The 22,487-nt window shown below is 68.0% G+C and carries 22 protein-coding genes and 1 rRNA gene; 18 read left to right on the top strand and 5 right to left on the bottom strand.

Translation table 11 applies throughout. The annotated features are described in order from the left end of the window. Positions 1-157 precede the first annotated feature (157 nt). From rrf to DAT37_RS37855, 8 genes are all read left to right on the top strand, one after another. Positions 158-274, top strand: a 5S ribosomal RNA gene (gene rrf, locus DAT37_RS37820). A gap of 110 nt (positions 275-384) precedes the next feature. Then, on the top strand, positions 385-855 hold the full coding sequence (locus DAT37_RS37825; RefSeq protein ID WP_109529756.1) for an SRPBCC family protein: 471 nt from the start codon (positions 385-387) through the stop codon (positions 853-855). A gap of 627 nt (positions 856-1,482) precedes the next feature. Beyond that, positions 1,483-2,649: an alpha/beta fold hydrolase gene (locus DAT37_RS37830; protein ID WP_109529933.1), complete on the top strand. Its 1,167-nt coding sequence runs from the start codon at positions 1,483-1,485 to the stop codon at positions 2,647-2,649. A gap of 200 nt (positions 2,650-2,849) precedes the next feature. Further along, a complete protein-coding gene (locus DAT37_RS37835; protein ID WP_109529757.1) occupies positions 2,850-3,944 on the top strand; it encodes an ABC transporter substrate-binding protein in 1,095 nt (364 codons plus the stop codon). Then, positions 3,944-4,816 carry an ABC transporter permease gene (locus tag DAT37_RS37840; protein WP_109529758.1) on the top strand — a complete coding sequence of 291 codons (873 nt, stop codon included), beginning with the start codon at positions 3,944-3,946 and terminating at the stop codon, positions 4,814-4,816. The genes DAT37_RS37835 and DAT37_RS37840 overlap by 1 nt, the downstream gene beginning before the upstream one ends. Beyond that, positions 4,792-5,565: an ABC transporter ATP-binding protein gene (locus DAT37_RS37845; protein WP_198654644.1), complete on the top strand. Its 774-nt coding sequence runs from the start codon at positions 4,792-4,794 to the stop codon at positions 5,563-5,565. The genes DAT37_RS37840 and DAT37_RS37845 overlap by 25 nt, the downstream gene beginning before the upstream one ends. After that, positions 5,562-6,911, top strand: coding sequence for an LLM class flavin-dependent oxidoreductase (locus tag DAT37_RS37850; RefSeq protein WP_109529760.1), 1,350 nt, complete (start codon positions 5,562-5,564; stop codon positions 6,909-6,911). Before DAT37_RS37845 ends, DAT37_RS37850 begins: the two co-directional genes overlap by 4 nt. Positions 6,912-6,984: 73 nt before the next feature. Next, on the top strand, positions 6,985-8,250 hold the full coding sequence (locus DAT37_RS37855; RefSeq protein ID WP_232840249.1) for an MFS transporter: 1,266 nt from the start codon (positions 6,985-6,987) through the stop codon (positions 8,248-8,250). Between the two features lie 82 nt (positions 8,251-8,332). Here the strand turns inward: DAT37_RS37855 and DAT37_RS37860 are convergent, their stop codons facing one another. Continuing rightward, entirely contained in the window at positions 8,333-9,619 is a 1,287-nt protein-coding gene (locus tag DAT37_RS37860; RefSeq protein ID WP_109529761.1) for an oxygenase MpaB family protein, read from the bottom strand. A 253-nt stretch (positions 9,620-9,872) separates the two neighbouring features. On the opposite strand from DAT37_RS37860, the gene DAT37_RS37865 reads away from it, so the two are divergent. Beyond that, positions 9,873-10,499 carry a TetR/AcrR family transcriptional regulator gene (locus tag DAT37_RS37865; RefSeq protein ID WP_109529935.1) on the top strand — a complete coding sequence of 209 codons (627 nt, stop codon included), beginning with the start codon at positions 9,873-9,875 and terminating at the stop codon, positions 10,497-10,499. A gap of 12 nt (positions 10,500-10,511) precedes the next feature. Here the strand turns inward: DAT37_RS37865 and DAT37_RS37870 are convergent, their stop codons facing one another. Then, positions 10,512-11,096, bottom strand: coding sequence for a TetR/AcrR family transcriptional regulator C-terminal domain-containing protein (locus DAT37_RS37870; RefSeq protein ID WP_109529762.1), 585 nt, complete (start codon positions 11,094-11,096; stop codon positions 10,512-10,514). Positions 11,097-11,202: 106 nt separating this feature from the next. Here DAT37_RS37870 and bioB point away from each other — a divergent pair, with 106 nt between their 5' ends. The 4 genes from bioB to DAT37_RS37890 all read left to right on the top strand — a co-directional run bounded on the left by bioB (position 11,203) and on the right by DAT37_RS37890 (position 13,694). Further along, entirely contained in the window at positions 11,203-12,216 is a 1,014-nt protein-coding gene (gene bioB, locus DAT37_RS37875; protein ID WP_109529763.1) for a biotin synthase BioB, read from the top strand. 9 nt (positions 12,217-12,225) lie between these two features. Beyond that, on the top strand, positions 12,226-12,453 hold the full coding sequence (gene bsaP / locus DAT37_RS37880) for a biotin synthase auxiliary protein BsaP (RefSeq protein ID WP_232840250.1): 228 nt from the start codon (positions 12,226-12,228) through the stop codon (positions 12,451-12,453). Next, the gene (locus DAT37_RS37885) at positions 12,453-13,124 is read left to right on the top strand and encodes a DUF2567 domain-containing protein (protein ID WP_232840251.1); all 672 of its coding nucleotides are present in this window, start codon (positions 12,453-12,455) and stop codon (positions 13,122-13,124) included. Before bsaP ends, DAT37_RS37885 begins: the two co-directional genes overlap by 1 nt. A 390-nt stretch (positions 13,125-13,514) precedes the next feature. Next, positions 13,515-13,694 carry a hypothetical protein gene (locus DAT37_RS37890; protein WP_109529764.1) on the top strand — a complete coding sequence of 60 codons (180 nt, stop codon included), beginning with the start codon at positions 13,515-13,517 and terminating at the stop codon, positions 13,692-13,694. A gap of 81 nt (positions 13,695-13,775) precedes the next feature. Here the strand turns inward: DAT37_RS37890 and DAT37_RS37895 are convergent, their stop codons facing one another. Continuing rightward, positions 13,776-14,543, bottom strand: a complete 768-nt coding sequence (locus DAT37_RS37895) for an NUDIX hydrolase (protein ID WP_109529765.1) — start codon at positions 14,541-14,543, stop codon at positions 13,776-13,778. A 78-nt stretch (positions 14,544-14,621) separates the two neighbouring features. On the opposite strand from DAT37_RS37895, the gene nadA reads away from it, so the two are divergent. From nadA to nadC, 3 genes are all read left to right on the top strand, one after another. Beyond that, positions 14,622-15,665 carry a quinolinate synthase NadA gene (gene nadA, locus DAT37_RS37900; protein ID WP_109529766.1) on the top strand — a complete coding sequence of 348 codons (1,044 nt, stop codon included), beginning with the start codon at positions 14,622-14,624 and terminating at the stop codon, positions 15,663-15,665. A gap of 117 nt (positions 15,666-15,782) precedes the next feature. After that, on the top strand, positions 15,783-17,486 hold the full coding sequence (locus DAT37_RS37905; RefSeq protein ID WP_109529767.1) for an L-aspartate oxidase: 1,704 nt from the start codon (positions 15,783-15,785) through the stop codon (positions 17,484-17,486). A 133-nt stretch (positions 17,487-17,619) separates the two neighbouring features. Next, positions 17,620-18,480: a carboxylating nicotinate-nucleotide diphosphorylase gene (gene nadC, locus DAT37_RS37910; protein ID WP_109529768.1), complete on the top strand. Its 861-nt coding sequence runs from the start codon at positions 17,620-17,622 to the stop codon at positions 18,478-18,480. A gap of 109 nt (positions 18,481-18,589) precedes the next feature. Here the strand turns inward: nadC and DAT37_RS37915 are convergent, their stop codons facing one another. Together DAT37_RS37915 and DAT37_RS37920 are read right to left on the bottom strand one after the other, a co-directional pair. After that, positions 18,590-19,771, bottom strand: coding sequence for a winged helix DNA-binding domain-containing protein (locus tag DAT37_RS37915; RefSeq protein ID WP_109529769.1), 1,182 nt, complete (start codon positions 19,769-19,771; stop codon positions 18,590-18,592). A 57-nt stretch (positions 19,772-19,828) separates the two neighbouring features. Further along, complete coding sequence (locus DAT37_RS37920) at positions 19,829-20,323, bottom strand: tellurite resistance TerB family protein (protein WP_109529770.1); 495 nt, start codon at positions 20,321-20,323, stop codon at positions 19,829-19,831. Positions 20,324-20,505: 182 nt separating this feature from the next. Here DAT37_RS37920 and DAT37_RS37925 point away from each other — a divergent pair, with 182 nt between their 5' ends. Next, complete coding sequence (locus DAT37_RS37925; RefSeq protein ID WP_109529771.1) at positions 20,506-21,507, top strand: alpha/beta hydrolase family protein; 1,002 nt, start codon at positions 20,506-20,508, stop codon at positions 21,505-21,507. A gap of 64 nt (positions 21,508-21,571) precedes the next feature. Then, a complete protein-coding gene (locus DAT37_RS37930) occupies positions 21,572-22,429 on the top strand; it encodes an arylamine N-acetyltransferase family protein (protein ID WP_109529772.1) in 858 nt (285 codons plus the stop codon). Positions 22,430-22,487 lie beyond the last annotated feature (58 nt).

Genomic DNA, 22,487 nt, shown 5'->3' on the forward strand with positions numbered 1-22,487 from the left:
GACTGGTACTAATAGGCCGAGGACTTACCAACAAAGAAGCTACGCGTCCACTGTGCGGTATCTGAAACAACACACAGACACTGCAGCAGACACCCGAAACACGATTATTGTTGTGTTTTTGGTTGTCAGCGCTGTTGTGTGGATAGTTTCATAGAGTTACGGCGGCCATAGCGGCAGGGAAACGCCCGGTCCCATTCCGAACCCGGAAGCTAAGCCTGCCAGCGCCGATGGTACTGCACTCGACAGGGTGTGGGAGAGTAGGACACCGCCGGAACATCATTGCGAAAGGCCCCCAACATTGTTGGGGGCCTTTCTGCGTTCCACGACTTCTCACCACTGGTCGGCGCTCTTGCGGCCGAGTGCTCGCCGACTACGGTGGAGCGCGTGGCCACCACCAGAATCGGCAGGCATATCGGCGCACCGCGGTCGGTGGTCTATCGCTTGTTGATCGATGCGGACGCGGTACGGACCTGGATGGTTCCCACCGGAATGACCAGTCGTGTCCACGAATTCGATCCGACGCCGGGTGGGGCCTTCCGTATCTCGCTGACCTATGACGAGCCGACTGCTGTCGGTAAGACCTCCGCGCACACCGACACGTTCGGCGGCCGCTTCGTCACCCTCGTTCCCGATGAACAGGTCGTGCAGATCGTCGAATTCGTGACGGAGAATCCCGATATTCGCGGCGAGATGACCATCACCTACCGCCTGGCCGACGCCGAGCACGGCGGAACCGACCTGGTGGCACTGCACGACGGCGTCCCGCCGGGGGTGGCGCCGGACGAGAACGAGTTGGGTTGGCGGATCTCACTCGGCAAACTCGCCGAACTGGCGGAATCGTTGTCGACCCACTGATACTTCGCGGCCCTACAACAGCTGGCAACCGGCTGTGCAGGCGTGGTATTTCGTCGCTGTCGCTGTCGCTGTCGCTGTCGCTGTCGCTGTCGCCCGTTCGGCGGCGGGTGGGTGATGATCGCCAGTCCGCCAGTCCGCCAGTCCGCCAGTCCGCCAGTCGCCCGATGGCCTGACCTTGCGGCCATCGCCAGGTGAGAGTGACGCTCTGGCGTCGAGAGTGACGCTGTGGCGTCCGAATGCTGTGCCGAGCCGATGCTCTCAGTTTCGGGGCCGACCGGGCTTGTTCGGTGCGGGTATGCCGCGCCGCGTGGTACGGCACATCAACTCGTATGTGGGTCGAAAGCACATCAGCCCGTACGTAAGCACATCGACCCGTGCGTAAAGGCGCTGGACCCAACGGTTCGGGGGGCGGACCGATCTGTTCCCGTCGAACTGCCTGATCAGCCGTCGCTTTTCACGCTGTGTGTCCTCGTTCGTGGTGCCTGGCTGATTGAGCCGAACAGCGGTGGGTATGGCCGCCGATGTTGTGATCGGCGCGGCCGCGTGGATCCGAGGGATGTGCACGGAGAGGGAGGGGCGCTCGCGGGTCGAGAAGCGGCGGGGACGGAATGGAGGCACAGTGGAGTGATGTCGCCGTTGGACGATCGGCATCCGTCCAGCATTTCGGACTGGGACGATGCGCGACGGAAGGCTCGATTCCGAGCGACTCGCCTCGGACACGACTGGCTGACGTGGCGCCGCACCAGGCTGATGCTGCTGCGGGTCGCCGCGCTGTTCGTCGCGGGGCTCATCGTGTTCGCGCAGTACTGGGCGATCGACGTGGCCCCGGAACGCGCGCGTCTGGCACGCACCGAGCCGGCCGTGCTGCCCATCGCCGCGCCCGCCGACAGCAGGAACTGGGATACGGTCGTCGTCGATATGGTCGGGTTGGGCGGGCTCAACGCCAGCGACACCGCCGCCGCGCTCCCCTCGTTGAGCCGCATGGGTGTGGTGTGGGCGATCAAATACGACAACCGCGGTATCGATACCAAGGTCATCGCGGATCTGATCACCCGCGCGGCGCAGATGTCGGGGCTGAAGAACGTGATCCTCGTCGGGCACAGTATGGGCGGGGTGATCGCGCTCGAAGTCGCCAAACACATCCACACCGACAGTGATCGTCGACTGGTGGCGGTGCTGCTGGATTGCACGCCGATGGATCTCAACGCCGTGCGTCCCGAAAGCCGTGGCCGCGGTGAGGATATGGTGCGCTGGATGGGGTGGCTGCCGGGAGCGCGCGAGAGCCGCGCGTTGCGACTGCTCGTCGAAACCTATGCGCGTCGAGAGCAATTCGTCGACGACACCGGCTACGGGTTGCCCGGCATCCGGTTCGCCGAATTGCGTTCGGTCCTCGACGAGGTGTTGCGCGAGAAGATCTACTCGGCCGACGCGGCGAGTAACGGCCTGATCGAAGCACAGTTCCTGGCGATCGTGGCGGGCGGCGCGGTCAACGATCTGCGCGCGCTGTCCGAGCCGGTCGACGGAAAACCGCCCCCCGCCATCGTCTTCCTGCGCCCGCGCGATCCCGCCGCGGACGGCGTGGTCGACGTCGAATATTCGCACCGGGTGCTCGTCGAACAGGTGGGTGGCGTCGACGGAACCCTGCTCGTCGCATTCCCGCGCAATACCGGCCACGCCAACCCCCGACAACGGCCCAACGAATACAACCGGGTGATCACCGATCAGGTGCTGCCGTTCGTCCAGCGCTACCAAGCGCAGGCCAGGGCCACCCAGAACACTGCCGCACCCCGCTGAGACCATCCCTTCCGGAGCCGGAGCCGGAGCCGGAGCCGGAGCCGGAGCCGGAGCCGGAGCCGGAGCCGGAGCCGGAGCCGGAGCCGGAGCCGGAGCCGGAGGCTAGAGGCCAGAGCCCAGAGCCCAGAGGTCGGTCGGAGTTCGAATCAGGGCAAACCAAACCGTATGCAGGGGAGCGGCAACTTGTTTAAATCACCGGCATGTATCGACCAAGTACGATGTTCCCCGGCCTTCGTGGCCGCACGATCGCCGCGTTGCTCGCCGTGGCTACTGTTGCGAGCCTTGGTCTGACCGGGTGCGTGAGCAACGACGAACCGGTCGGTACCACCAATGCTGATGCGCCGCTGCCCACCGAGATTCCCGCCGGTACCACCCTGACCATCGCCGATCAGTCCGAGCGCTTGCAGAGTGCGCTGCGAATTTCGGGCGAGCTGGACAAGTTGCCGTTCAAGGTGCAGTTCGCCAATTTCGTCGGCGGGCCCGCGATCCTCGAGGCGTTCCGCGCCGAGGCGGCGGATGTGGCGCCGGTCGGTGACGTTCCCCCGATCCACGCGTTGATCGCCGGTCAGGACGTGCCGATCATCGCGGCCTACCAGACCGCGCCGAGCGCGATGAAACTCGCGGTGGCGCCGGGGCGTTCGATCACCCGCCTGGTGGATCTGAAGGGGAAGAAGATCGCCTACGCCGAGGGCACCGCCCAGCAGGCCGCGGTGTTGCGCGCGTTGAACAAGGCGGATCTGAAACCCGATGACGTGCAGCTCGTCCGGTTGCAGTTGGCCGAATTCCCCGATGCGGTGCGGACCGGACAGGTCGACGTCGCGCCGCTCATCGAGCCGAACGTGACCCGGTTCCTGCGCACCCAGGGCGCGTCCTTGATTCCGGATTCGGAGACGACCGGTATCTACAGCGGTCTGGCCTACCTGTACGCCCGGCGGGCGGTGCTACAGGATCCGGCCAAGGCAGCAGCGACGCGGGCGCTCGTCGCCGCCTATGTGCGGGCCTACCAGTGGGTGAACACCCATCCGGAGGAGTGGGCGCAGAAATACTACGTGGACAACCAGAAGGTCGGTCCGGAGGACGCGAAGCGGATCATCGATTCGCTGGGCACCTACACGTTCCCGCACCTGGACCAGGCGCTCGTCGATCAGCAGCAGTCGACCATCGATGTGATCGACGCGGCCGGTCAGTCGCCCAAGAAGGTGAAGGCCTCCAACGGCTTCGATCTCCGCTTCGACGCGGTCATCTCCGAGACCGTGCCCGCGGCGGGAGCCACATTCGTGCGAGGGAAGAACTGATGGCTATCAGGACCGCCGACGCTGGCGTATTCGGCAGGCTGCAACGGGCGGACAGGGCCGCCTCGACGAAGGTGCTGGCCCAGCGCAGGCCCGCGCGTCCGAGGCTGGGCCCCGGCCGGGCGATTCCCGGGGGAATCGCGATCGGCCCGGTGCTGCTGATCGCGGCCTGGGTGATCGGCTCGGCGAGCGGATCATTGGATCCGGAGACCTTGCCCGCGCCGTGGACGGTGGCCCAGACCGCGGGCGACCTGATCGCGGACGGCAGACTGCAATCGAATCTGCTCACCTCGGTACAGCGGGCGGGCTGGGGTCTCGGCATCGGTGTGCTGGTCGGACTGGTACTCGCGCTCGTCGCGGGTCTGAGCCGAGTCGGCGAGGCGGTGGTGGACGGCCCGATCCAGATCAAGCGGTCGATTCCGACGCTGGCGCTGATCCCGCTGTTCATCGTGTGGTTCGGTATCGGCGAGGAGATGAAACTCATCGTCATCACCACCAGTGTCGCGATTCCGATCTACATCAACACCCACGCGCATCTGCGCAGTGTCGATGCCCGCTACGTGGAACTCGCTCAGACCGTGGGGCTTTCCCGGTGGGGTTTCATCCGCAAGGTGGCGCTGCCGGGTTCGCTGCCGGGATTCTTCACCGGACTTCGCCTCGCCGTCACCATCGCGTGGCTGGCGCTGGTCGTGGTGGAACAGGTCAACGCCACCAGCGGCATCGGCTATCTGATGACGCAGGCCCGTACCTACGGCCAGATCGACGTCATCGTCGTCGGCCTGGTGATCTACGGCCTGCTCGGCCTGCTCGGTGATATCGCCGTGCGCGCGACCGAGAGGAGGGCGCTGTCATGGCGACAGACCTTGGGAGACTGAACAAATCCGCCATCGTCCGGTTGCGTAACCTCAATCGTGGTTTCGGTGAGCGCGTGGTGTTACGCGGAATCGATATCGATATCGAGCGCGGTGAATTCGTCGCGCTGCTCGGGCGCAGCGGCTCGGGTAAGAGCACGCTGCTGCGCGCGCTGGCCGAACTCGACTACGACGTGCCCGGTTCCGGCGATCTGACCGTGCCGTCGGAACGCGCCGTGGTGTTCCAGGATTCGCGGCTGCTGCCGTGGTTGCGGGTGCTGGACAATGTGACACTCGGTCTCGGCGGCTCCGACGCCGCGGGACGCGGTCGCACGGCATTGGCCGAAGTGGGTCTCGCCGGGCGTGAACGGGCCTGGCCCAAGGAACTGTCCGGTGGTGAGCAGCAGCGCGTGGCGCTGGCCCGTTCGCTGGTCAGGGAACCGGAACTGCTGCTGGCCGATGAGCCTTTCGGCGCGCTCGACGCGCTCACCCGGATCAAGATGCATGTACTGCTGCAGGAGTTGTGCGCCAAGCACAAGCCCGCGGTCCTGCTGGTGACCCACGATGTGGACGAGGCGGTGCTGCTCGCCGACCGGGTGCTGGTCCTCGACGAGGGGCAGATCGTGCTCGATCAGCGCGTCGAGTTGGGCCGTCCACGCCGCCACGGTGATCCGGAATTCATTCGTTTGCGCGAGATCCTGCTCGCCGGCCTCGGTGTCGGTGTGGAAGGGATCCCGTCGAATACTCGCGAGGAAGCGAAACAGCCTTCATGACCGAGCCACGTCAGCTCAGCCTCAACGCTTTCATCTACCCGTCCGGACATCACGAAGCCGCCTGGCGGCATCCGCAGAGCAGGCCGGAGCGGATCTACGACGTCGGCTACTACCAGGAGATCGGCCGGACCGCCGAAGCGGCCAAGCTGGACGCGGTCTTCTTCGCCGACGGACCGGCGTTGCGCGCCGATGTGAAGCACAACGCGGTATCCGGCCTCGAGCCCATCACGCTGCTCACCGCGATCGCCACGGCCACCACGCATCTGGGTCTGATCGCGACGGCGTCGACCACCTACTACGAGCCCTACAACCTGGCTCGCCTGTTCTCCACCCTCGATCACATCTCCGGTGGTCGCGCGGGCTGGAATATCGTCACCACCGGCACCGATCTCGCAGCGGCGAATTTCGGCCTCGACGCGCACCCCGACCACGCCGAACGCTACGCGCGGGCACGGGAATTCGTCGACGCGGTGGTCTCGCTGTGGGACAGCTGGGAAGACGACGCGATCCTGCTCGACAAGGAAGCGGGTATCTACGCCGATCCGGACAAGATCCATCAGATCGACTTCGTCGGCGAATACCTCAAGGTGCGTGGGCCTTTCAACGCTCCCCGCACACCGCAGGGGCATCCGGTGCTCGTGCAGGCGGGCGCGTCCAACGACGGCCGCGCTTTCGCGGGCAAATACGCCGAGGCCATCTTCACCGCCCATCAGCGGCTCGTGGACGCACAGGCGTTCTACTCCGACATCAAGGCCCAGGCGCGTGCGTTCGGTCGCGATCCCGACCAGATCAAGATCCTGCCCGGCATCAGCCCGTTCATCGCCGACACCGAGGCCGAGGCCAAGAAACTGGAGCGCGAGTTCAACGAACTCACCGTTCCCGACTACGGCCTCAAGCAGTTGGAGTCGATCGCGGGCACGAGTCTGCGCCATCTGCCGCTGGACGGGCCGGTTCCCCTCGAATTGTTCAGCGACGCGGGCGATGTCACCGATAACAGCCGCAGCCGTTTGCAGGTCGTCGCGGGCATCGTCGAGCGGGAACGGCCGACGGTTCGCGGGCTGCTGCACCGCCTCGCCGGTGCTCGTGGGCACCGGGTCTTCGCCGGAACTCCGGAGCAGGTGGCCGATACCATCGAGGAATGGTTCCGCAACGGCGCGGCCGACGGCTTCAATGTGATGCCGCCGTACTACCCGGGCGGTCTCGAGGTGTTCGCGCGGACCGTCGTGCCGATTCTGCAGGAACGCGGCATCTTCCGGACCGAGTACACCGGCACCACGTTGCGCGATCATTTCGGGCTGACCAGGCCCGAGAGCCGCTACGCGCGCCACCCGGCACTGGCCGGGTGAGCGCCGCGGGCTGCTGTACCGGCGCCGGACACCCGGTGCGGTCGGACCGGCTCGACGTCGCGACGGCGGGCCGGTGACCGGCGGATCGATATCCGCCGACACCTCGGTCGCGCTGCGTCGTCTGGCGTGGACGATGTTCGTGCCGATGGCGATCTACAGCGTCGGCTACGGCGCGGCCGGGCCGATGTATGTGCTGCGGGCCGTCGATCTCGGCGCCTCCGCGGGCCAGGCCGGTGTCATCGTCGCGCTCACCGGGCTCGGCATGGTGCTCGCCGATCTGCCCGCGGGCGGGATCGTGGCCCGGATCGGGGAGCGCGGCGCCATCGCGGTCGGGTCGGGTGTCGGCATGATCGGGGTGGCCGCGGCGCTGTGCGCGCCGAATGTCGGAGTACTCGCGGTGGGCATGCTGCTCGTCGGCGCGTCCGGTGCGGTGTGGGGGCTGGCGCGCCAGTCGTATCTGGTCGCCGTCGTCGCACCGGCCGATCGCGGCAGGGCGATGTCGCTGCTGGCGGCTTCCTCGCGGTTCGGATTGTTCTGCGGACCGTTCCTCGGCGCGGTTCCGGTGCATTTCTTCGGGCCGAACGGGGCCCTGTGGCTGCAACTCGTCGCGACAGCGATCTCGGCGGCGGCCATGGTGGCGATCCCGTCGGCGGACGGCGAGCATTCCGACGGCAGCGTCCAGCCGTTGCGCGCGGTGATCGTCGAGAACCGCCGCGTTCTCGCCACCCTGGGTTCCTCGGCGTTGCTCGTCGGCGCGGCACGGGCGGCGAGGCTCGCGCTGTTGCCGCTGTGGGCGGCGCATATCGGGGTGAACGCGGCGACCATCAGCCTGATCTTCGGAGTGGCCGGTGCGGTCGATGTCCTGATGTCGTATCCCGCCGGTATCTGGCTGGATCGGTATGGACGACGCGCGACCGGTGTCCCCGCCATGGCGTTGTTCGCGCTCGGCTACGCCAGCCTGCCGCTGACCTCGTCGGCCGTCGCGATCGGAGTGTCGGCGTTCATCCTGGGTGTCGCCAACGGTCTGAGCAACGGGCTGATCATGACCGTGGGCGCGGATGTCGCCCCGGAGGCCAGGCGTGCGGAATTCCTCGGGGCGTGGCGGCTCACGCATGACGCGGGCGCCTTCGTCGGGCCGATCGCGGTCGGGGCCATCAGCGTGGTCACCGTGCTCGCGGGATCGGCGGTCGCGCTCGCGGTGACGTCGGTACTGGGGGCGGCGACGATGTACCGCTGGTTCCCCGGCGTGCCGTCGCCGGGGAAGGACCCGGATCGGCGTGGCGGGCGGCCGGAGCGTGAGGTCGAGAGTGGGGTCGAAATACCCACGGGCGGAAAATAGTTCGCCGCGCGGTGGGTGACATCGGCGATGACACCGAACCGGGCATGGTGGCCCGGGCGGTACGGCGACGGGCGTCGGCGACTCAGCGGCGCAGTGCACCGGTGGCATCGAATTGCGCACCGCGCCCGCGCATCTGCGAGCGGTACCAGTTCTCGCGATGCGCCCGGGTGACGCGTTCGTGCAGGCGGTCGAGGCCCGGCACCGTGCGGCGGGCGATCTCGGCGACGGCGACGAACGGGGTGCGGGCCAGCGGCCACAGAATCCACGGGAACGCGCTGGGCAGGTCGTATCGGCGGCGGGTGATCGGCGACATGTACAGCGCGGTGTAGGCCGAGTGCAGCCGGTAGTTGTACGCCTGACGCAACCGGCGCAGACCGCGCTGGTCGGGGCGGGGCGCGAAGGCCGCCGGATAGGATTCGATCAATTCGCGGCCCTGCTCACCGGCGTCGTCGGCGCGCGAGATCATGACCATCGCGAGAATGCGCAGGGCGTCGCCGATGGTCTCGGGATACCAGTCGACGCGCACGCCGAGCAGATGGCCCATATAGCGTTGGAAATGCAGTAGCGCGCGCATTTCGCCGGGGGTGGTGAAATGTCCGAGTGGCCACAGACCCAGCGCTGGCGTGATGCTTCCCGCCAGCAGGGTGAGCAGCATATAGCTCTGGCTGATGGGAAGGCCCCAGCGCCGCGGATCCCATTCCCGGTGCTGGGCAACGCGTTTGCGTACCGAGACGTGCATGATCCGGACCTTGAGGGCGGTGGCCCGGCCCGCCGATCCCGGTGTCAGGATCGCGCCTGGCTCGGAGACGTCGATCCAGAATCGGGTCGTCTCGAGGAATCGCCTGAGCGCGTTGTCTCCGGCGTAGCCGCCCGCCAGCGACAGCGGGGTGGCGACGGCGGCCTCGGTGTACATCTCGAGTGTTTCCGCGCCCGCCATCGCGAAGAGCATGGTGCCCCACCGTCGCCAGATCGCCGCGCCCTGTTCCACGAGTTCGGGGCGGACCCAGTCGGGGACCGTCTCGAATTCCCGGAACAACTCGCGCATCGCGTCGTGCGCGTCGGGAACCGCGTCCACGCCGTCGCGCAATGCCGTCTCCAGCTGTTTGCGGCCGCGTTTGGCGCCGGTCTCGCCGTCGAACACCTCGGCGACGAAGCGTTCGGCGGTCGGATCACCGCGGTAGAGGTCGGCGCGGAACGCCTCGGCGATGTCGTCGGCCGGGAAGAGATCGGTGCGGAACAGCGTCATGAAGCTTTCCCGGATCCGGCGGATACCGCGGCTCTCGCGGCGTTCCCGGTAGCGGAACGAGGTCGGGTGGTGTGCCGCGGCCGTCCGCGGTGTTTCCGCGCCGACCGGTACCGAGATCTCCATGCTGACCCGCGCTTTCGACAGAGCTGGATGGTGCGACCGGAACCCCCGGCCTCACATACCCTAAGGTATGTCGCAACATACTCTAAAGTATGTCTGCATGTCTCGGTCGCCGGTGGCACTGTTAATCTGGGACCGCATCGGAGTCGACTCGCGCTCGCCGTGCCCCGTGAACGGCCCGGTTCGGGCCGGTGGGGCGGAACCGGATGCGGATGACGGCGCCGGAATGGCTCGTCCCAACAACGAGAAGGCGGCGATGACAGAAGGGTCGGACCAACACCCGTCGCCCGTCGTCGAGGTGTCCAAACGCAAAGCCGCGGCCGCCGCGCGACGGACCCGGCGCGCGCCCAAACTCACGGTCACGAACTGGGTCGACGCGGCGATGTCGGTCCTGCTGAGCGAGGGTGTCGCCGCGATCTCGATCGCCCGGCTGTGTGAACACCTCGGCGTCACCAAGGGCAGTTTCTACTGGCATTTCGATGATCTGGAACATCTGCTCGAGGCGACGGCCGACCACTGGTGCGCCGCGCAGAACGACAGCGTTCGCGGCTTGCAGGGGCTGGAGGCCCTGTCACCGGATCGGCGACTCCAGCGCATGGGCGAACTGCTCGCGGGCGACGAGTTGTGGAAGGTCGAGTACGCGGTCCGCGACTGGGCCCGCACCAATCCCAAGGTGTTCGACGCGGTGCGATCCCTGGATCAGCGGATCTTCGCGGTACTGGAACAGACCCTGACCGAACTCGGTTTCGCCGCCGCCGACGCGCGGATGCGGGCCGGGATCCTGTCGTTCATCGGTATCGGATTCGTCCACGGGCGTGCCACGCTGCCGACACCGAACGCCGAACAGATCAGGGCGACTTTCGATTTCATCACCCGCCCCTGACCGGAAGACGTCTCAACGCACCCGGGTGCCGAGCAGGTGGCGCACACCGCCGACGAACAATCGCAGACCGAAATCGAAAGTCGCGGTGGCGTCGGGGGTTTCGTCCAGCGGCGAGGTGTCCTCGGCGAGCGCGCCGACGGAATCCATCTGCATACGGGACTGCTCGTCGACGGTCTGACCGAGGACGTAGTACAGCAGCGTGAACGCCGCCGACTCGGCTTCGGGGCGTGGCATACCCGCGCGGATCACGGCACCGACCATGCGCTCGCGCCCCTTGCTCGTGGTCAGCCTCGACGCGTAGGTGGCCGAAACCAGTTCGGCGCCGTCGCGGTAGGTGAGCAGGCAATCGCGCAGCCGGTGGGCCAGTTCGGTGATCTGGGCCGACCACTCCTCGGCGGCGACGGGCTCGTCCATCGGCGCCAGGATCCGGTCGGCGACCGCGCCGAGCAGCGCCTGTTTGTTCGGGAAATGCCAGTAGAGCGCGCCGGGCTGGACCTGTAGTGATCCCGCCAGCCGACGCATCGTCAGATCGCCGAGACCGTACTGGTCCAGGATGGCGATCGCGCCGTCGACCACGTCCGCTCTGTGCAGTTGCACCCGAAGCCCTCCCCGTGTGGATGTTTGACTCGCTGTCTACCGCTACCCTAGCCTGAACACCGTTCAAGTTGCACGGCCACCTCGGCCGGACGAAGGGATTCGTGCAGTGACCCAGGCACCAGTGACCACCGATATCCTGGCTGTCGCCCGCGAGCAGGTGCTCGTGCGCGGCGAGGGGTTGAGCCAGGAGCAGACGCTGGAAGTGCTGCGCCTGGGCGACGACAGACTGGAGGATCTGCTCGCCCTCGCGCACGAGGTCCGCATGCGCTGGTGCGGCCCCGAGGTCGAGGTCGAGGGCATCATCTCGCTCAAGACCGGCGGCTGCCCCGAGGACTGCCACTTCTGCTCGCAGTCGGGCCTGTTCCAGTCCCCGGTCCGCGCCGCGTGGCTCGATATCCCGAGCCTGGTCGAGGCCGCCAAACAGACCGCCAAATCCGGCGCCACCGAGTTCTGCATCGTCGCGGCCGTCCGCGGACCCGACGAACGTCTGATGGCCCAGGTCGCCGCCGGCGTCGAGGCGATCCGCAACGAAGTCGACATCCAGGTCGCGTGTTCGCTGGGCATGCTCACCCAGGAACAGGTCGATCAGCTGGCCGCGATGGGCGTGCACCGCTACAACCACAATCTCGAGACCTCGAAGTCGTACTTCCCGAACGTGGTCACCACCCACACCTGGGAGGAGCGCTGGGACACCCTGCGCATGGTGCGCGAGGCAGGCATGGAGGTCTGCTGCGGCGGCATCCTCGGCATGGGCGAAACACTGGAGCAGCGTGCGGAATTCGCGGCGAACCTCGCGGTGCTCGAACCCGACGAGGTGCCGCTGAACTTCCTCAACCCGCGCCCCGGCACCCCCTTCGGCGACCTCGACGTGCTGCCCGCGTCCGACGCGCTGCGCGCCGTCGCCGCTTTCCGCCTGGCGCTGCCGCGCACCATGCTGCGCTTCGCGGGCGGACGCGAGATCACCCTCGGCGACCTCGGCGCGAAACAGGGCATCCTCGGCGGCATCAACGCCGTCATCGTCGGTAACTACCTGACCACGCTCGGGCGTCCCGCCGAAGCCGACCTCGATCTGCTCGGCGAGCTGAAGATGCCGATCAAGGCGCTCAACGAAACGCTGTGAGCCGCGACCATGAGTAATGTCATGGACATGGACGAGCGCTACAACCCGTTCACCGGCAAACGGATAGTGCCAGGGGTCGACGACGTGGTTCCCGCGTCCGCGGCGATGGGCCTGGAGCCGCCGCGATTCTGTGAACAGTGCGGCAGGCGCATGATCGTGCAGGTGAGCCCCGACGGCTGGTGGGCGAAATGTTCGCGCCACGGTGTCATCGATTCGGCGCGTCTGGAACACCGGTAGTGGCGGCGGTGGGATCCGGCGGCCTGCGACGCGAAGTGGTCGCGGGACTGCTGACCGTCGCCGGTGTCGTGCTGGCGAGCGCGATCGGCGGCGCGATCTGGGGGTATCTCGCGCCCGTCGAACAATTGCTGGTCACCGAGGCCGGGCGCGGGGTGGTGCTCACGGGGGAGAGCGTCCACCAGTTCGACGCGCTCGCGATATTCGTCTGCGTCGGCGCGGTGGTCGGTGTGCTCTCGGCCGCGGGAGTGTGGCGGCTGCGCTCGGTACGCGGACCCGTCCTCCAACTGGGGCTGCTGGCCGGATCGTTACTCGGCGCGTTCGCCATGCGGACCATCGGCGAGGCCGTGGCCGAATGGCATCACGCGCGCCCCGACGATCCGCCGGTGGGACAGATCATCGATATCGCCCCCGAATTGGGAAGCGCTCTCGCGATGATCGCGCAGCCGTTGCTGGCGTCGCTGGTGTTGATGTTCCTGGCCGCGTTGAGCCCGTCGGAGGATCTCGGCACCGGATTCGGTGGTCCCTTCGGTGCGACGCGACCGGTCCAGCGCTTCGTTCCCGATCTCGAACCCGGGGCGTCGTACACGCCGTACGGCCCGAACGGTGGTCACGGCGGGTATGACCCCGCCGCGGGCGCGGGCCCGGTGCGGGAGAGTCGCCCGGCTCGCTGACGCGGGAATTCGCGCGGCTCCCGGCGTCCGTCCGTGACGCGAACCCGTCGCGTCACGGTCGCAGATCGGCACCGCCGCGGATCCGATGCGCACCGACGCCCATCTCGCTGCCGACGCCGGTCCCGCCGCCATCCGATCCGCACCGACCCGGGCCGCGGGAACAGCCGCAAGCGTCCCGGTGTTCTGCCCACGGACGACCTGGCGCTCGGCCCATCGCGATGTTGCGGGCATCCGGTTGTAGGACGCGAATAATCGGTGGAAGCGGGGGATCGCGGCGGCTACGGTGGGTGTCCGCCCCGGCCGACCTTCGTGGGAATAGCGGAGTCGCCGTGGCGTGTTCGGTGAAGACATGGTCGGGGGAGCATCGATCGTGGAGAGGGGGTGTCATCGATGAAAGCCGAGATGCGTGCCGTGCCCGGGCCGGGTGTGGCCGAGCGCGACGAGCGACCGGATCTGGCCGCGTGGCGTCGGCGTCACGCGCTGCGGCAGAGCAGTGCCGCGCAGCCGGTCCGCAACGAGCGGAAGTATCGGCGCGGCGCGAAACACCGCAAGCGGTCGATGGATTCCTGACGAAAGCGGTCACGCGCGACGATGTCGGAACGGTCGTGCGATCGCCGGGACCTCTCGAATCAGTCGGTCTTCCACAGTGATTCACGTCGGTGGACGCAGTGCAGCGAACTCGTCGGTGACACGGATACCGGAGTCGCTGAAACGGTAGAGGGCGGCGGGACGTCCCCCCGCGCGTCCGGGAGCGGCGGTGGCTCCGGTGGGCGTGATGACCTTGCGCCGGGTCAGGACCCGCTGGAGGTTGGTGGTGTCGACGTCGTAACCCAGTGCGGCGCAATAGATCGCGCGCAGCGTCGACATCGTGAACGCCGACGGGGCAAGGGCGAAGGCGATATTGGTGTAGGAGAGTTTGGCGGCGAGCCGGGTTCTGGCGTGTTCCACGACGGTGCCGTGGTCGAAGGACATGGTCGGCAGGGCCGAGACCGGATGCCAGGCGGTGTCGGCGGGGAGTTCGGGATCGACGGTGAGGGGCACGAGCCCGAGGTAGGCCGAGGCGATGCGGCGCGGCGCGGGGACCCGGTCGGGAGCGCTGAACACCGCGAGTTGTTCGAGGTGGGCCAGTTCGCGCACGTCGACCTTCTCGGCGAGTTGACGCCGGGCCGAGATGTCGAGATCCTCGTCGTCGCGGAGTCGACCTCCGGGTAGTGACCAGGTGTCCTTCTGCGGGTCGAGGGCGCGCTCCCACAGCAGTACGGCCAATTCTGTTCGCTGATCGGGTCCGCACGGGGCGAACGCGGTCTCGATCGTCTCGACAGCCTCGACAACGCCACTACCTGCGGTGATGTCCTTCGAGAATCGACGAACCTGGAACACGGCGGTGAGCGTTTCATGGATGGTGCTACTATGGGCCACGTTTTCGATTGTAAGTCGAAAACCTGGTTTGGTGCGAATTACGGCGAAGAGGCCGGCCGCACGAGGAAGGGAGCCATCATGGCGACAATGGGTGCACAGCTCGCGCCTGCGCTGATGGAGCAGGTGGTCGACGGACCATCGGGATTCACCGGTGTCGAGGCGACGCCGCAGTGGGCGGAAGAGGTCAAGCGGCTCGCGCGTGCGCGCAACGCGACGATTCTCGCGCACAACTACCAGCTGCCCGAGATCCAGGACGTGGCCGATCACGTCGGCGACTCGCTGGCGCTGTCCCGGATCGCGGCCGAAGCCGCCGAGGACACCATCGTGTTCTGCGGCGTGCACTTCATGGCCGAGACGGCGAAGATCCTCAGCCCGGAGAAGACCGTCCTCATCCCGGATCAGCGGGCGGGCTGCTCACTGGCGGATTCGATCACCGCCGACGAACTGCGCGCGTGGAAAGCCGAATTCCCGAATGCCATGGTCGTGTCGTACGTGAACACCACGGCCGAGGTGAAGGCGCTCACCGACATCTGCTGCACGTCGTCGAACGCGGTGGACGTCGTCGCCTCCATCGACCCCGATCGCGAGGTGCTGTTCCTACCGGACCAGTTCCTCGGCGCGCACGTCAAACGCGTCACCGGGCGCGAGAACATGCACATCTGGGCGGGCGAATGCCACGTCCACGCGGGCATCAACGGCGACGAGCTCACCGAGCAGGCGCGCACGCATCCCGACGCCGAACTGTTCGTGCACCCCGAATGCGGTTGCGCGACGTCGGCGCTGTACCTGGCGGGCGAGGGTTCCTTCCCGGCCGACCGGGTGCACATCCTCTCGACCGGCGGCATGATCGACGCGGCCAAGGCGGCCAAGTCCAGCCAGGTGCTCGTCGCCACCGAGGTCGGCATGCTGCACCAGCTGCGTAAGGCCGCGCCCGGGATCGACTTCAAGGCCGTCAACGATCGCGCCTCCTGCAAGTACATGAAGATGATCACCCCGGCCGCGCTGCTGCGCTGCCTGGTCGAGGGCGCCGACGAAGTGCACGTCGACGTGGAAACCGCTGCCCGCGGCCGTAGCTCGGTGCAACGGATGATCGAGATCGGCAATCCCGGCGGGGGCGAGTGACGGCCCTTCCGGGCGCAGGGCGCGCGCGGACCCGAGGGTCGGCGCGCGCGTGATCTATGGAGGCCGCCGCTGGGCGGCCGCCGGGCCGGGTGGGCCCGGAGCGAGAGGCGTGGAGAGATGACGGCTCCGGTATCGATCGAGTGGGAAGCCGCCGCCGATCTCGTGGTGATCGGCGGCGGTGTCGCCGGTCTGACAGCGGCGCGCACGGCGTCGCTGCACGGGGCGCGGGTGCTGGTGCTCAGCAAGGGCGGACCCACCGATACATCGACGCAGTACGCCCAGGGCGGTATCGCCGTGGTGGCGCCGCAAGAGGATTCGATCGAATCCCACGTCCTCGACACCGTCGAGGCGGGTGCGGGACTGTGCGAAGTGGAGGCGGTGCGTTCCATCGTCTCCGGGGGGCAGGACGCGGTCGCCGCGCTGACCGATCTCGGCGCGGTCTTCGATCTCGGCCGCGACGGCCAGATCTCGCGCACCCGCGAGGGCGGGCACAGCACCCGCAGGATCATCCACGCCGGTGGTGACGCCACCGGCGCGGAGGTACAGCGCGCCCTCAACGCGGCCGGACTGCCCGTGCTGTTCGGCGCGGCGGCCTGCGAGGTGGTCACCGGGCCGACCGGGGTGCGCGGGGTGATCGCGGTGTCGGAGCGGGGTTTCGGCGTCGTGCACACCCCGGCGGTCCTGCTCGCGACCGGCGGTCTCGGTCAGCTGTACGCGCTGAGCACCAACCCCTCCGGCGCGACGGCGGACGGGATCGCGCTCGCGCTGTGGGCCGGGGCGGCGGTAGCGGACCTGGAATTCGTGCAGTTCCATCCCACCGTGCTCTACACCCCCGGCGGTACCGGACGGCGTCCGCTGATCAGCGAGGCGGTGCGCGGCGAGGGCGCGATACTGGTCGACTCCGCGGGGGATTCGGTCACCGCGGGCGTACATCCACGGGGTGATCTCGCCCCGCGCGATGTCGTCTCGCGGGCCATCGCCGCGCGCATGCGTGAACTCGGCACCGATCACGTCTATCTCGACGGCCGCGCGATCGACGGATTCGTCGAACGTTTCCCGACCATCACCGCCAGCTGTCGCGCGGCGGGTCTGGATCCGCGCGTCGATCTCATCCCGGTCGCCCCCGCCGCGCACTACCAGTGCGGAGGTGTGGTCACCGATCCGTACGGTCGCACCGGGGTTCCCGGCCTGTACGCGGCGGGCGAAGTGGCGCGGACCGGACTGCACGGTGCGAACCGGTTGGCCTCCAACAGTCTGCTCGAAGGTCTCGTCGTCGGTGAGCGGGTCGGCGCGGCGGTCGCCGAGCGCAGGGATATGCCTGCCGAGGTGACCGAGATCAGGACCCGGACCATGCCGAGGGTGGCGCGCGCGGCGCTGCAACAGGTGATGACGGCGCACGCGTCGGTGGTCAGGGACCGCGACGGTCTCGACGAGGCGAACGCGCGCCTGGAACGCGCTGTCCTGCGCAGCATGTCGACACGTTTCACCCAGTCGATACGCAACGCGGCGGGCGATTCCGCCGCGGTGGCACCGGAGGCGCTGGCGGCCAAGCGCATCGCCGATATCGAAGACGGGGCGCTCACCTTGACGGCGCGCGTCCTGCTGCTGGCCGCGGCGGCCCGCACCGAGAGCAGGGGCTGCCACACCCGCTCCGACCATCCCGTGTCGGACCCGGCGTTGCGGCACAGCATTCCGATCCGCTTGGACAGCGACGGACATCCCGACGTGCGTCCGATGGCGGGCGCTCCCGAGGGTCCGCTGCTGGCGACCCGGCTCGCCGCCGATCCGGACGGGCCGGAACTGTCGATCGCGGTGCCGTGAGCACCGCGATCGGACAGCGCTTCCGACCGGATCGACCGGACTCGGACCACCGGACGGTCAACGCTCGCGCATGCCGCGCCGAGCCGTCCCCACCGCATATTCGCTTCGGCGAGAACACGTTAGGAGTGCACCCATGACGCTCGATACCGCGTTGAACCAGGACGAAGTGGTCGCGCTGATCCGCACCGCGCTCGACGAGGATCTGCGCTACGGACCCGATATCACCACCGTGGCGACGGTGCCCGCCGACGCGGTGGTCAAGGCGTCGATAGTGTCGCGACAGCCGGGGACCGTCGCCGGACTCGACGTCGGGTTGCTGGTGCTGGACGAGGTGATCGGCGCGGGCAACTACGAGATCACCGATCGGGTAGCCGACGGCACCCGGGTGGCGGCGGGCGGTGCGGTACTCGGCCTCGTCGCGCCGACGCGGGCGCTGCTCACCGCCGAGCGCACCATGCTCAATCTGGTCTGTCACCTGTCCGGGATCGCCACCGCGACCGCCGCTTGGGTCGACGAGGTCGAAGGCACCCACTGCCGGATCCGCGACAGCCGCAAGACACTGCCCGGCTTGCGCGCCCTCCAGAAATACGCGGTCCGGGTGGGCGGCGGTGTCAATCACCGGATGGGACTCGGCGACGCCGCGCTGATCAAGGACAACCACGTGGTCGCCGCGGGTTCGGTGGTCGACGCGCTGCGCGCGGTGCGCGAACTGGCCCCCGATATCGCGTGCGAAGTGGAGGTCGACAGCCTGGAACAGCTCGACGCCGTACTCGCCGAGAACGTGGAACTGGTGCTGCTGGACAATTTCCCGCTCTGGCAGACCCAGGCCGCCGTCCAACGCCGCAATGCCGTCGCGCCGAACACCCGGCTCGAATCCTCGGGAGGGCTGAGCATCGAGGTCGCCGCCGACTACGCCCGCACCGGCGTCGACTATCTCGCCGTCGGCGCGCTCACCCATTCGGTGCGTGTACTCGACCTCGGCCTGGACATGTAGGAGTTTCCACGCCGGGCACCGGCCGATCGGCGCGTGCCCGGCCTCGGGCAGCGAGTGTCTGGGCTCGGCGTGAGGTACCGATCGGCTCGGAGCGGAGATTCCCGCGCGCTCACGCCGTCAGTTCGCGCTCCAGCGGTGTCCGGAAGCGTGGAATCGCACGGATATCGCCGTACCAGGCCGCCGTCTTCGCGACCTCCCGCTCGATCAGCGCCACGTGCTCGGATCCGACATCCTCGAGGAGACGGTGGACGATCTCGCCGTCCTTGCGCTGCGCCCACCCGCCGACGATGCGGCCGTCGCACCAGATGCTCGGACCGATATTGCCGTTGCGGTCGAAGAGGGCGGGCGCGTGCGGGCCCAGGTACCAGTCGCGCGACTGCCAGCCCATGGGAGTCGGGTCGAGTGCGGGCAGCAGTGCCGCCCACGGTTGTTCCGGTGGGGCGACGGGATCGATGTCCTCGGCGAGTAGAACGCCGACGGTGCCGTCGAGGTCGACCTCGACGAGATCGAGTTCGGCCAGGGTTGCCCGAACTTCGCTGAGAGTCCACCCGGTCCACCATTTGATGTCGGAGACCGGTGCGGGCCCGAAGGCGTACAACCATTTCCGCACCAACTCGGCGCGCGCCTGCTCGACCGACAGCGCCGCCACCCCGTCCGGAAGCCAGGATTCGACGGGAGCCCAGCTGTACTGGCTGCTCGTCCAGCTTCCGTTCGGCCGCCCGCGCACGATGCGGCCTTCGCACCCGAGCGTCACCAGCACCCACGTGGTGATATTGGTCGGCCGCGAATACGCCTTGTCCGGGGCCGCGTTCACCTGGGTGCGCAACCTGGGGACGTCCTTGGACAGTTGGGCACCCGTCGCGAGTCCCCGCGCGAGCAGCGCCGCGTGCGTCTCGGCCTCCACCTCGGCCAGCCACGTCGCCACATCCCCGTCGATCACACCCGCCTGTTCGATGTAGCGGCCGTAGGCGCGACGCTGCTTGTGCGCGAGCGCGTTCGCGCAGGACGCCTGCAACGCGGGGACCAGTTCGACGGGCGCGATGAACATGGTGCGCCGCATGGCCAGCATCCGGACCAGCGCGCGGTCGTCGTAGAGCGCCTTCTCGACATGCGCGGGGGTGGCGGCGTGCGAGCGCGCGCCGACCGAGAGGTACACGGTCGCGGGATCGGTCGCGTGCAACACCACCAGTGACCGGACCACCTCGACGACGTCGTCGGTGCGCGAATCGTTCGCGAGCCGGTGCCGCACGGCCAGTCTTGCCCGCCGTTCGGCGGCGTCGATCGAACGCATGGGCGGCATGGTAGCCGGGTGGTCCGACAAGTACGCGTGACTACCGGCAGGCGCCGGTCAGAGCCCGAACTGGCGCGGGTCGACCCGCAGTGCCCGGCACGCCTCGCGAACGGCGGCGACCTCGGCCTGGTCGAAATCGCCGTCGGCGTTACCGATCAGGATGCCGATCTGCGCCACCGCCTCCGCCTCGGTCGGCTTCCCGGCGACCTTGGCGATCTGTTGCAACACGTGGGCGCGTCCGAAGGCGGCGTCGGCGACGAGGCGATTGCAGTTGTCCTCGAACAGTTGCCGCAATTCGTCGGCGGAGAAGTTCGACAGCGCGGGTTCGGTGCCGATCAGTCCGGCCACCCGCATCCGCTCGTTCGGTTCGATCGAACCGTCGGCGGCGGCGACCAGGGCGCACATCCCCATCGCCGCGTCACGGAAGGCGCCGCCGCGTAATTCGTTCTTCTTGGCCAGCAACTGCTTGCGCCACTGCGGGGCCTTGTCGACCACGTCCATCAACCGGCCGAAGGTGTGTGCGTTGGACACGATTCTGTTCAAGAAGGCCATGTGCTCTGCTCCCCGGAAAGTGGGTCGGGACCGGCGCAAACGGCGGTCGGGACTCCATATCGACATCGGCACGCCAGCAGAAGGACATCCGGCCCGCGCGCTTCGATTATCGGCCCGAATTCCACCGGTGTTAATGCTTCGAGCCGGACCGTATCACCGTGCCACCGTGGGATCATTCGGTGATGAGGCGTGGACGCGGATTGCTGGCTGTGTGCTGCGTGCTGTGGGGAGTTTTCGCGGCGAGCGGCCTCACCGCGTCACCGGCTTCGGCCGAACCCGCCTGCGCGGCCGGGGTGGACGTACGCCCCGTGACGGTCACGGTCGACGGCGAGGAGGCGACCGGCCGGGTGTACGAGCCCTACCGATGCGTTCCCGGCGATCTGCCGCCGGAGCAGCTGGCGATCGCGGTGCACGGGCACACCGGTACCTCGGCCGACTACGCCGCGTATGTCACCTCGATCGCGCGCCGCACCGAAACCCCTTTCCTGGCCATGGATCTGCGCAACGACACCAGTGTCTGGCGGACCGGCGACTGGAATCTGTGGGCGGGGTGGCGCGATATCGTCGCCTCGACCCTGTGGTACCGGGCCGAGCATCCGCGGATCGCGCGGACGGTGCTGTGGGGCTGGAGCCAGGGCGGCATCATGAGCGGACTGGCCGTCGCGCACGCGCCGCGTGGGCTGTTCGACTACTGGGTCGACAATTACGGTCCCGGCGACGATTTCACGATGTGGGCCGCGGGCGGGTTCGTCGATCCCGACCTGCCCGGCCAGATCGAGCGCGACGCCGGAGGGTGCACTCCGATCGTCTGTCCGCAGGCCTACGTGGAACGGTCGCCCGCGCTGCTCGCGGGGCGGATGGATATGCGGCGCGCGTTCCTCGTCCACGGCATCGCGGACACGGTGGTCCCCTACGTGACCAGTGTCGAGATGCGCGCGGCCCTGCTCGCCGCGGGAAAACCGACCTCGATGTACACCGTCGTGACCGGCCGCGATCTGAACGGCGCGATCGTGCCGGGCGATCACAGCATCGGTCCCGCCTTCTTCGAGGGCGGCTGCGTGGTGGAAAGGCTGCTGCTCGGCACCGAACCCGCCGACGGTCCCGACCGCGATTACCTCGTCGACGTGGCGCGCCGAACCGTCACCGCGCCCGCGGCCCCGCCCGGCGCGAAATGCGCGGCGTGAGCGCGGAACAGTTCCGTGGGCCGCGTGGTTTTCGATAAGGGGTGAGCACGTCGAGGAGGACGCGGTGACGGATCCGGCATATCGGTGGAACGGCGCGGCCATCGATCTCGACGCCTATCTGGCGCGGATCGGCTTCGACGGCGAGCGCGCGCCGACCTCGGCGACCTTGCGTCGACTGGTCTACCTGCACACCACCACGATCCCGTTCGAGAACCTCGAGATCATCCTCGGACGCACGATCCCGCTCGACCTGTCCGCGCTCCAGGACAAATTGATCGGACGGCGTCGCGGCGGGTACTGCTACGAGAACATCGGAATCTTCGCGGCGGTACTCGAACGGCTCGGTTTCGGCGTGACCGGTGTGAGCGGACGGGTCACCATGGGCGCCACCGAGGGCCTGCGCCCCGCCACCCACGCGTTGCTGCGCGTCACCACCGAGGACGACGAGCGCGTGTGGATGGTCGACGTCGGATTCGGCGCGGGCCCGCTCGAGCCCTACGAATTGGTCCCGAGCACGGGGGAATTCACGCTGGGCCGGTGGCGCTTCCGGCTGGAACGCCGGGTCGGGGAACTGGACACCGAACTCTGGGCGCTGCACCAATTCGGCCGCGACGGCTGGCTGGAGCGCTACACCTTCGGCACCCAACCGCAGTACCGCATCGATTTCGAGGTCGGCAATCACTTCGTCTCGACCGCGCCGCGCTCGCCGTTCACCACGCGACCGTTCGTGCAGCGTTTCCTGCCCGATGTGCACTACGTCATCGACGGCACGACGATGACCACCGAATATCCGGACGGTTCCGGCGACACCCGCGAACTCGAACTCGCAGAACTCCCGAAAGTCCTGTCGGAGATCTTCGATATCGATCTGGACGAGGCGGACGCGGCGACCCTGTCCGAGGGCGGATGGCTGTTCCGCTGACGAATTCGCCGGAATCGCGCTTTCCGACCTGACCTGTGGGTGACCGTGCTCCCGATAC

This window comes from Nocardia aurea (assembly GCF_003123685.1).
Classification (GTDB): Bacteria; Actinomycetota; Actinomycetes; order Mycobacteriales; family Mycobacteriaceae; genus Nocardia; species Nocardia aurea.

What these genes read in the sequence shown, in the direction of transcription:
- DAT37_RS37830 (WP_109529933.1), top strand. Translation starts at nt 1,483, where the DNA reads ATGTCGCCGTTGGACGATCGGCATCCGTCCAGCATTTCGGACTGGGAC.
- DAT37_RS37835 (WP_109529757.1), top strand. Translation starts at nt 2,850, where the DNA reads ATGTATCGACCAAGTACGATGTTCCCCGGCCTTCGTGGCCGCACGATC.
- DAT37_RS37840 (WP_109529758.1), top strand. Translation starts at nt 3,944, where the DNA reads ATGGCTATCAGGACCGCCGACGCTGGCGTATTCGGCAGGCTGCAACGG.
- DAT37_RS37845 (WP_198654644.1), top strand. Translation starts at nt 4,792, where the DNA reads ATGGCGACAGACCTTGGGAGACTGAACAAATCCGCCATCGTCCGGTTG.
- DAT37_RS37850 (WP_109529760.1), top strand. Translation starts at nt 5,562, where the DNA reads ATGACCGAGCCACGTCAGCTCAGCCTCAACGCTTTCATCTACCCGTCC.
- DAT37_RS37860 (WP_109529761.1), bottom strand. Translation starts at nt 9,619, where the DNA reads ATGGAGATCTCGGTACCGGTCGGCGCGGAAACACCGCGGACGGCCGCG.
- DAT37_RS37865 (WP_109529935.1), top strand. Translation starts at nt 9,873, where the DNA reads ATGACAGAAGGGTCGGACCAACACCCGTCGCCCGTCGTCGAGGTGTCC.
- bsaP (WP_232840250.1), top strand. Translation starts at nt 12,226, where the DNA reads ATGAGTAATGTCATGGACATGGACGAGCGCTACAACCCGTTCACCGGC.
- DAT37_RS37890 (WP_109529764.1), top strand. Translation starts at nt 13,515, where the DNA reads ATGAAAGCCGAGATGCGTGCCGTGCCCGGGCCGGGTGTGGCCGAGCGC.
- nadA (WP_109529766.1), top strand. Translation starts at nt 14,622, where the DNA reads ATGGCGACAATGGGTGCACAGCTCGCGCCTGCGCTGATGGAGCAGGTG.
- DAT37_RS37905 (WP_109529767.1), top strand. Translation starts at nt 15,783, where the DNA reads ATGACGGCTCCGGTATCGATCGAGTGGGAAGCCGCCGCCGATCTCGTG.
- nadC (WP_109529768.1), top strand. Translation starts at nt 17,620, where the DNA reads ATGACGCTCGATACCGCGTTGAACCAGGACGAAGTGGTCGCGCTGATC.
- DAT37_RS37915 (WP_109529769.1), bottom strand. Translation starts at nt 19,771, where the DNA reads ATGCGTTCGATCGACGCCGCCGAACGGCGGGCAAGACTGGCCGTGCGG.
- DAT37_RS37920 (WP_109529770.1), bottom strand. Translation starts at nt 20,323, where the DNA reads ATGGCCTTCTTGAACAGAATCGTGTCCAACGCACACACCTTCGGCCGG.
- DAT37_RS37925 (WP_109529771.1), top strand. Translation starts at nt 20,506, where the DNA reads ATGAGGCGTGGACGCGGATTGCTGGCTGTGTGCTGCGTGCTGTGGGGA.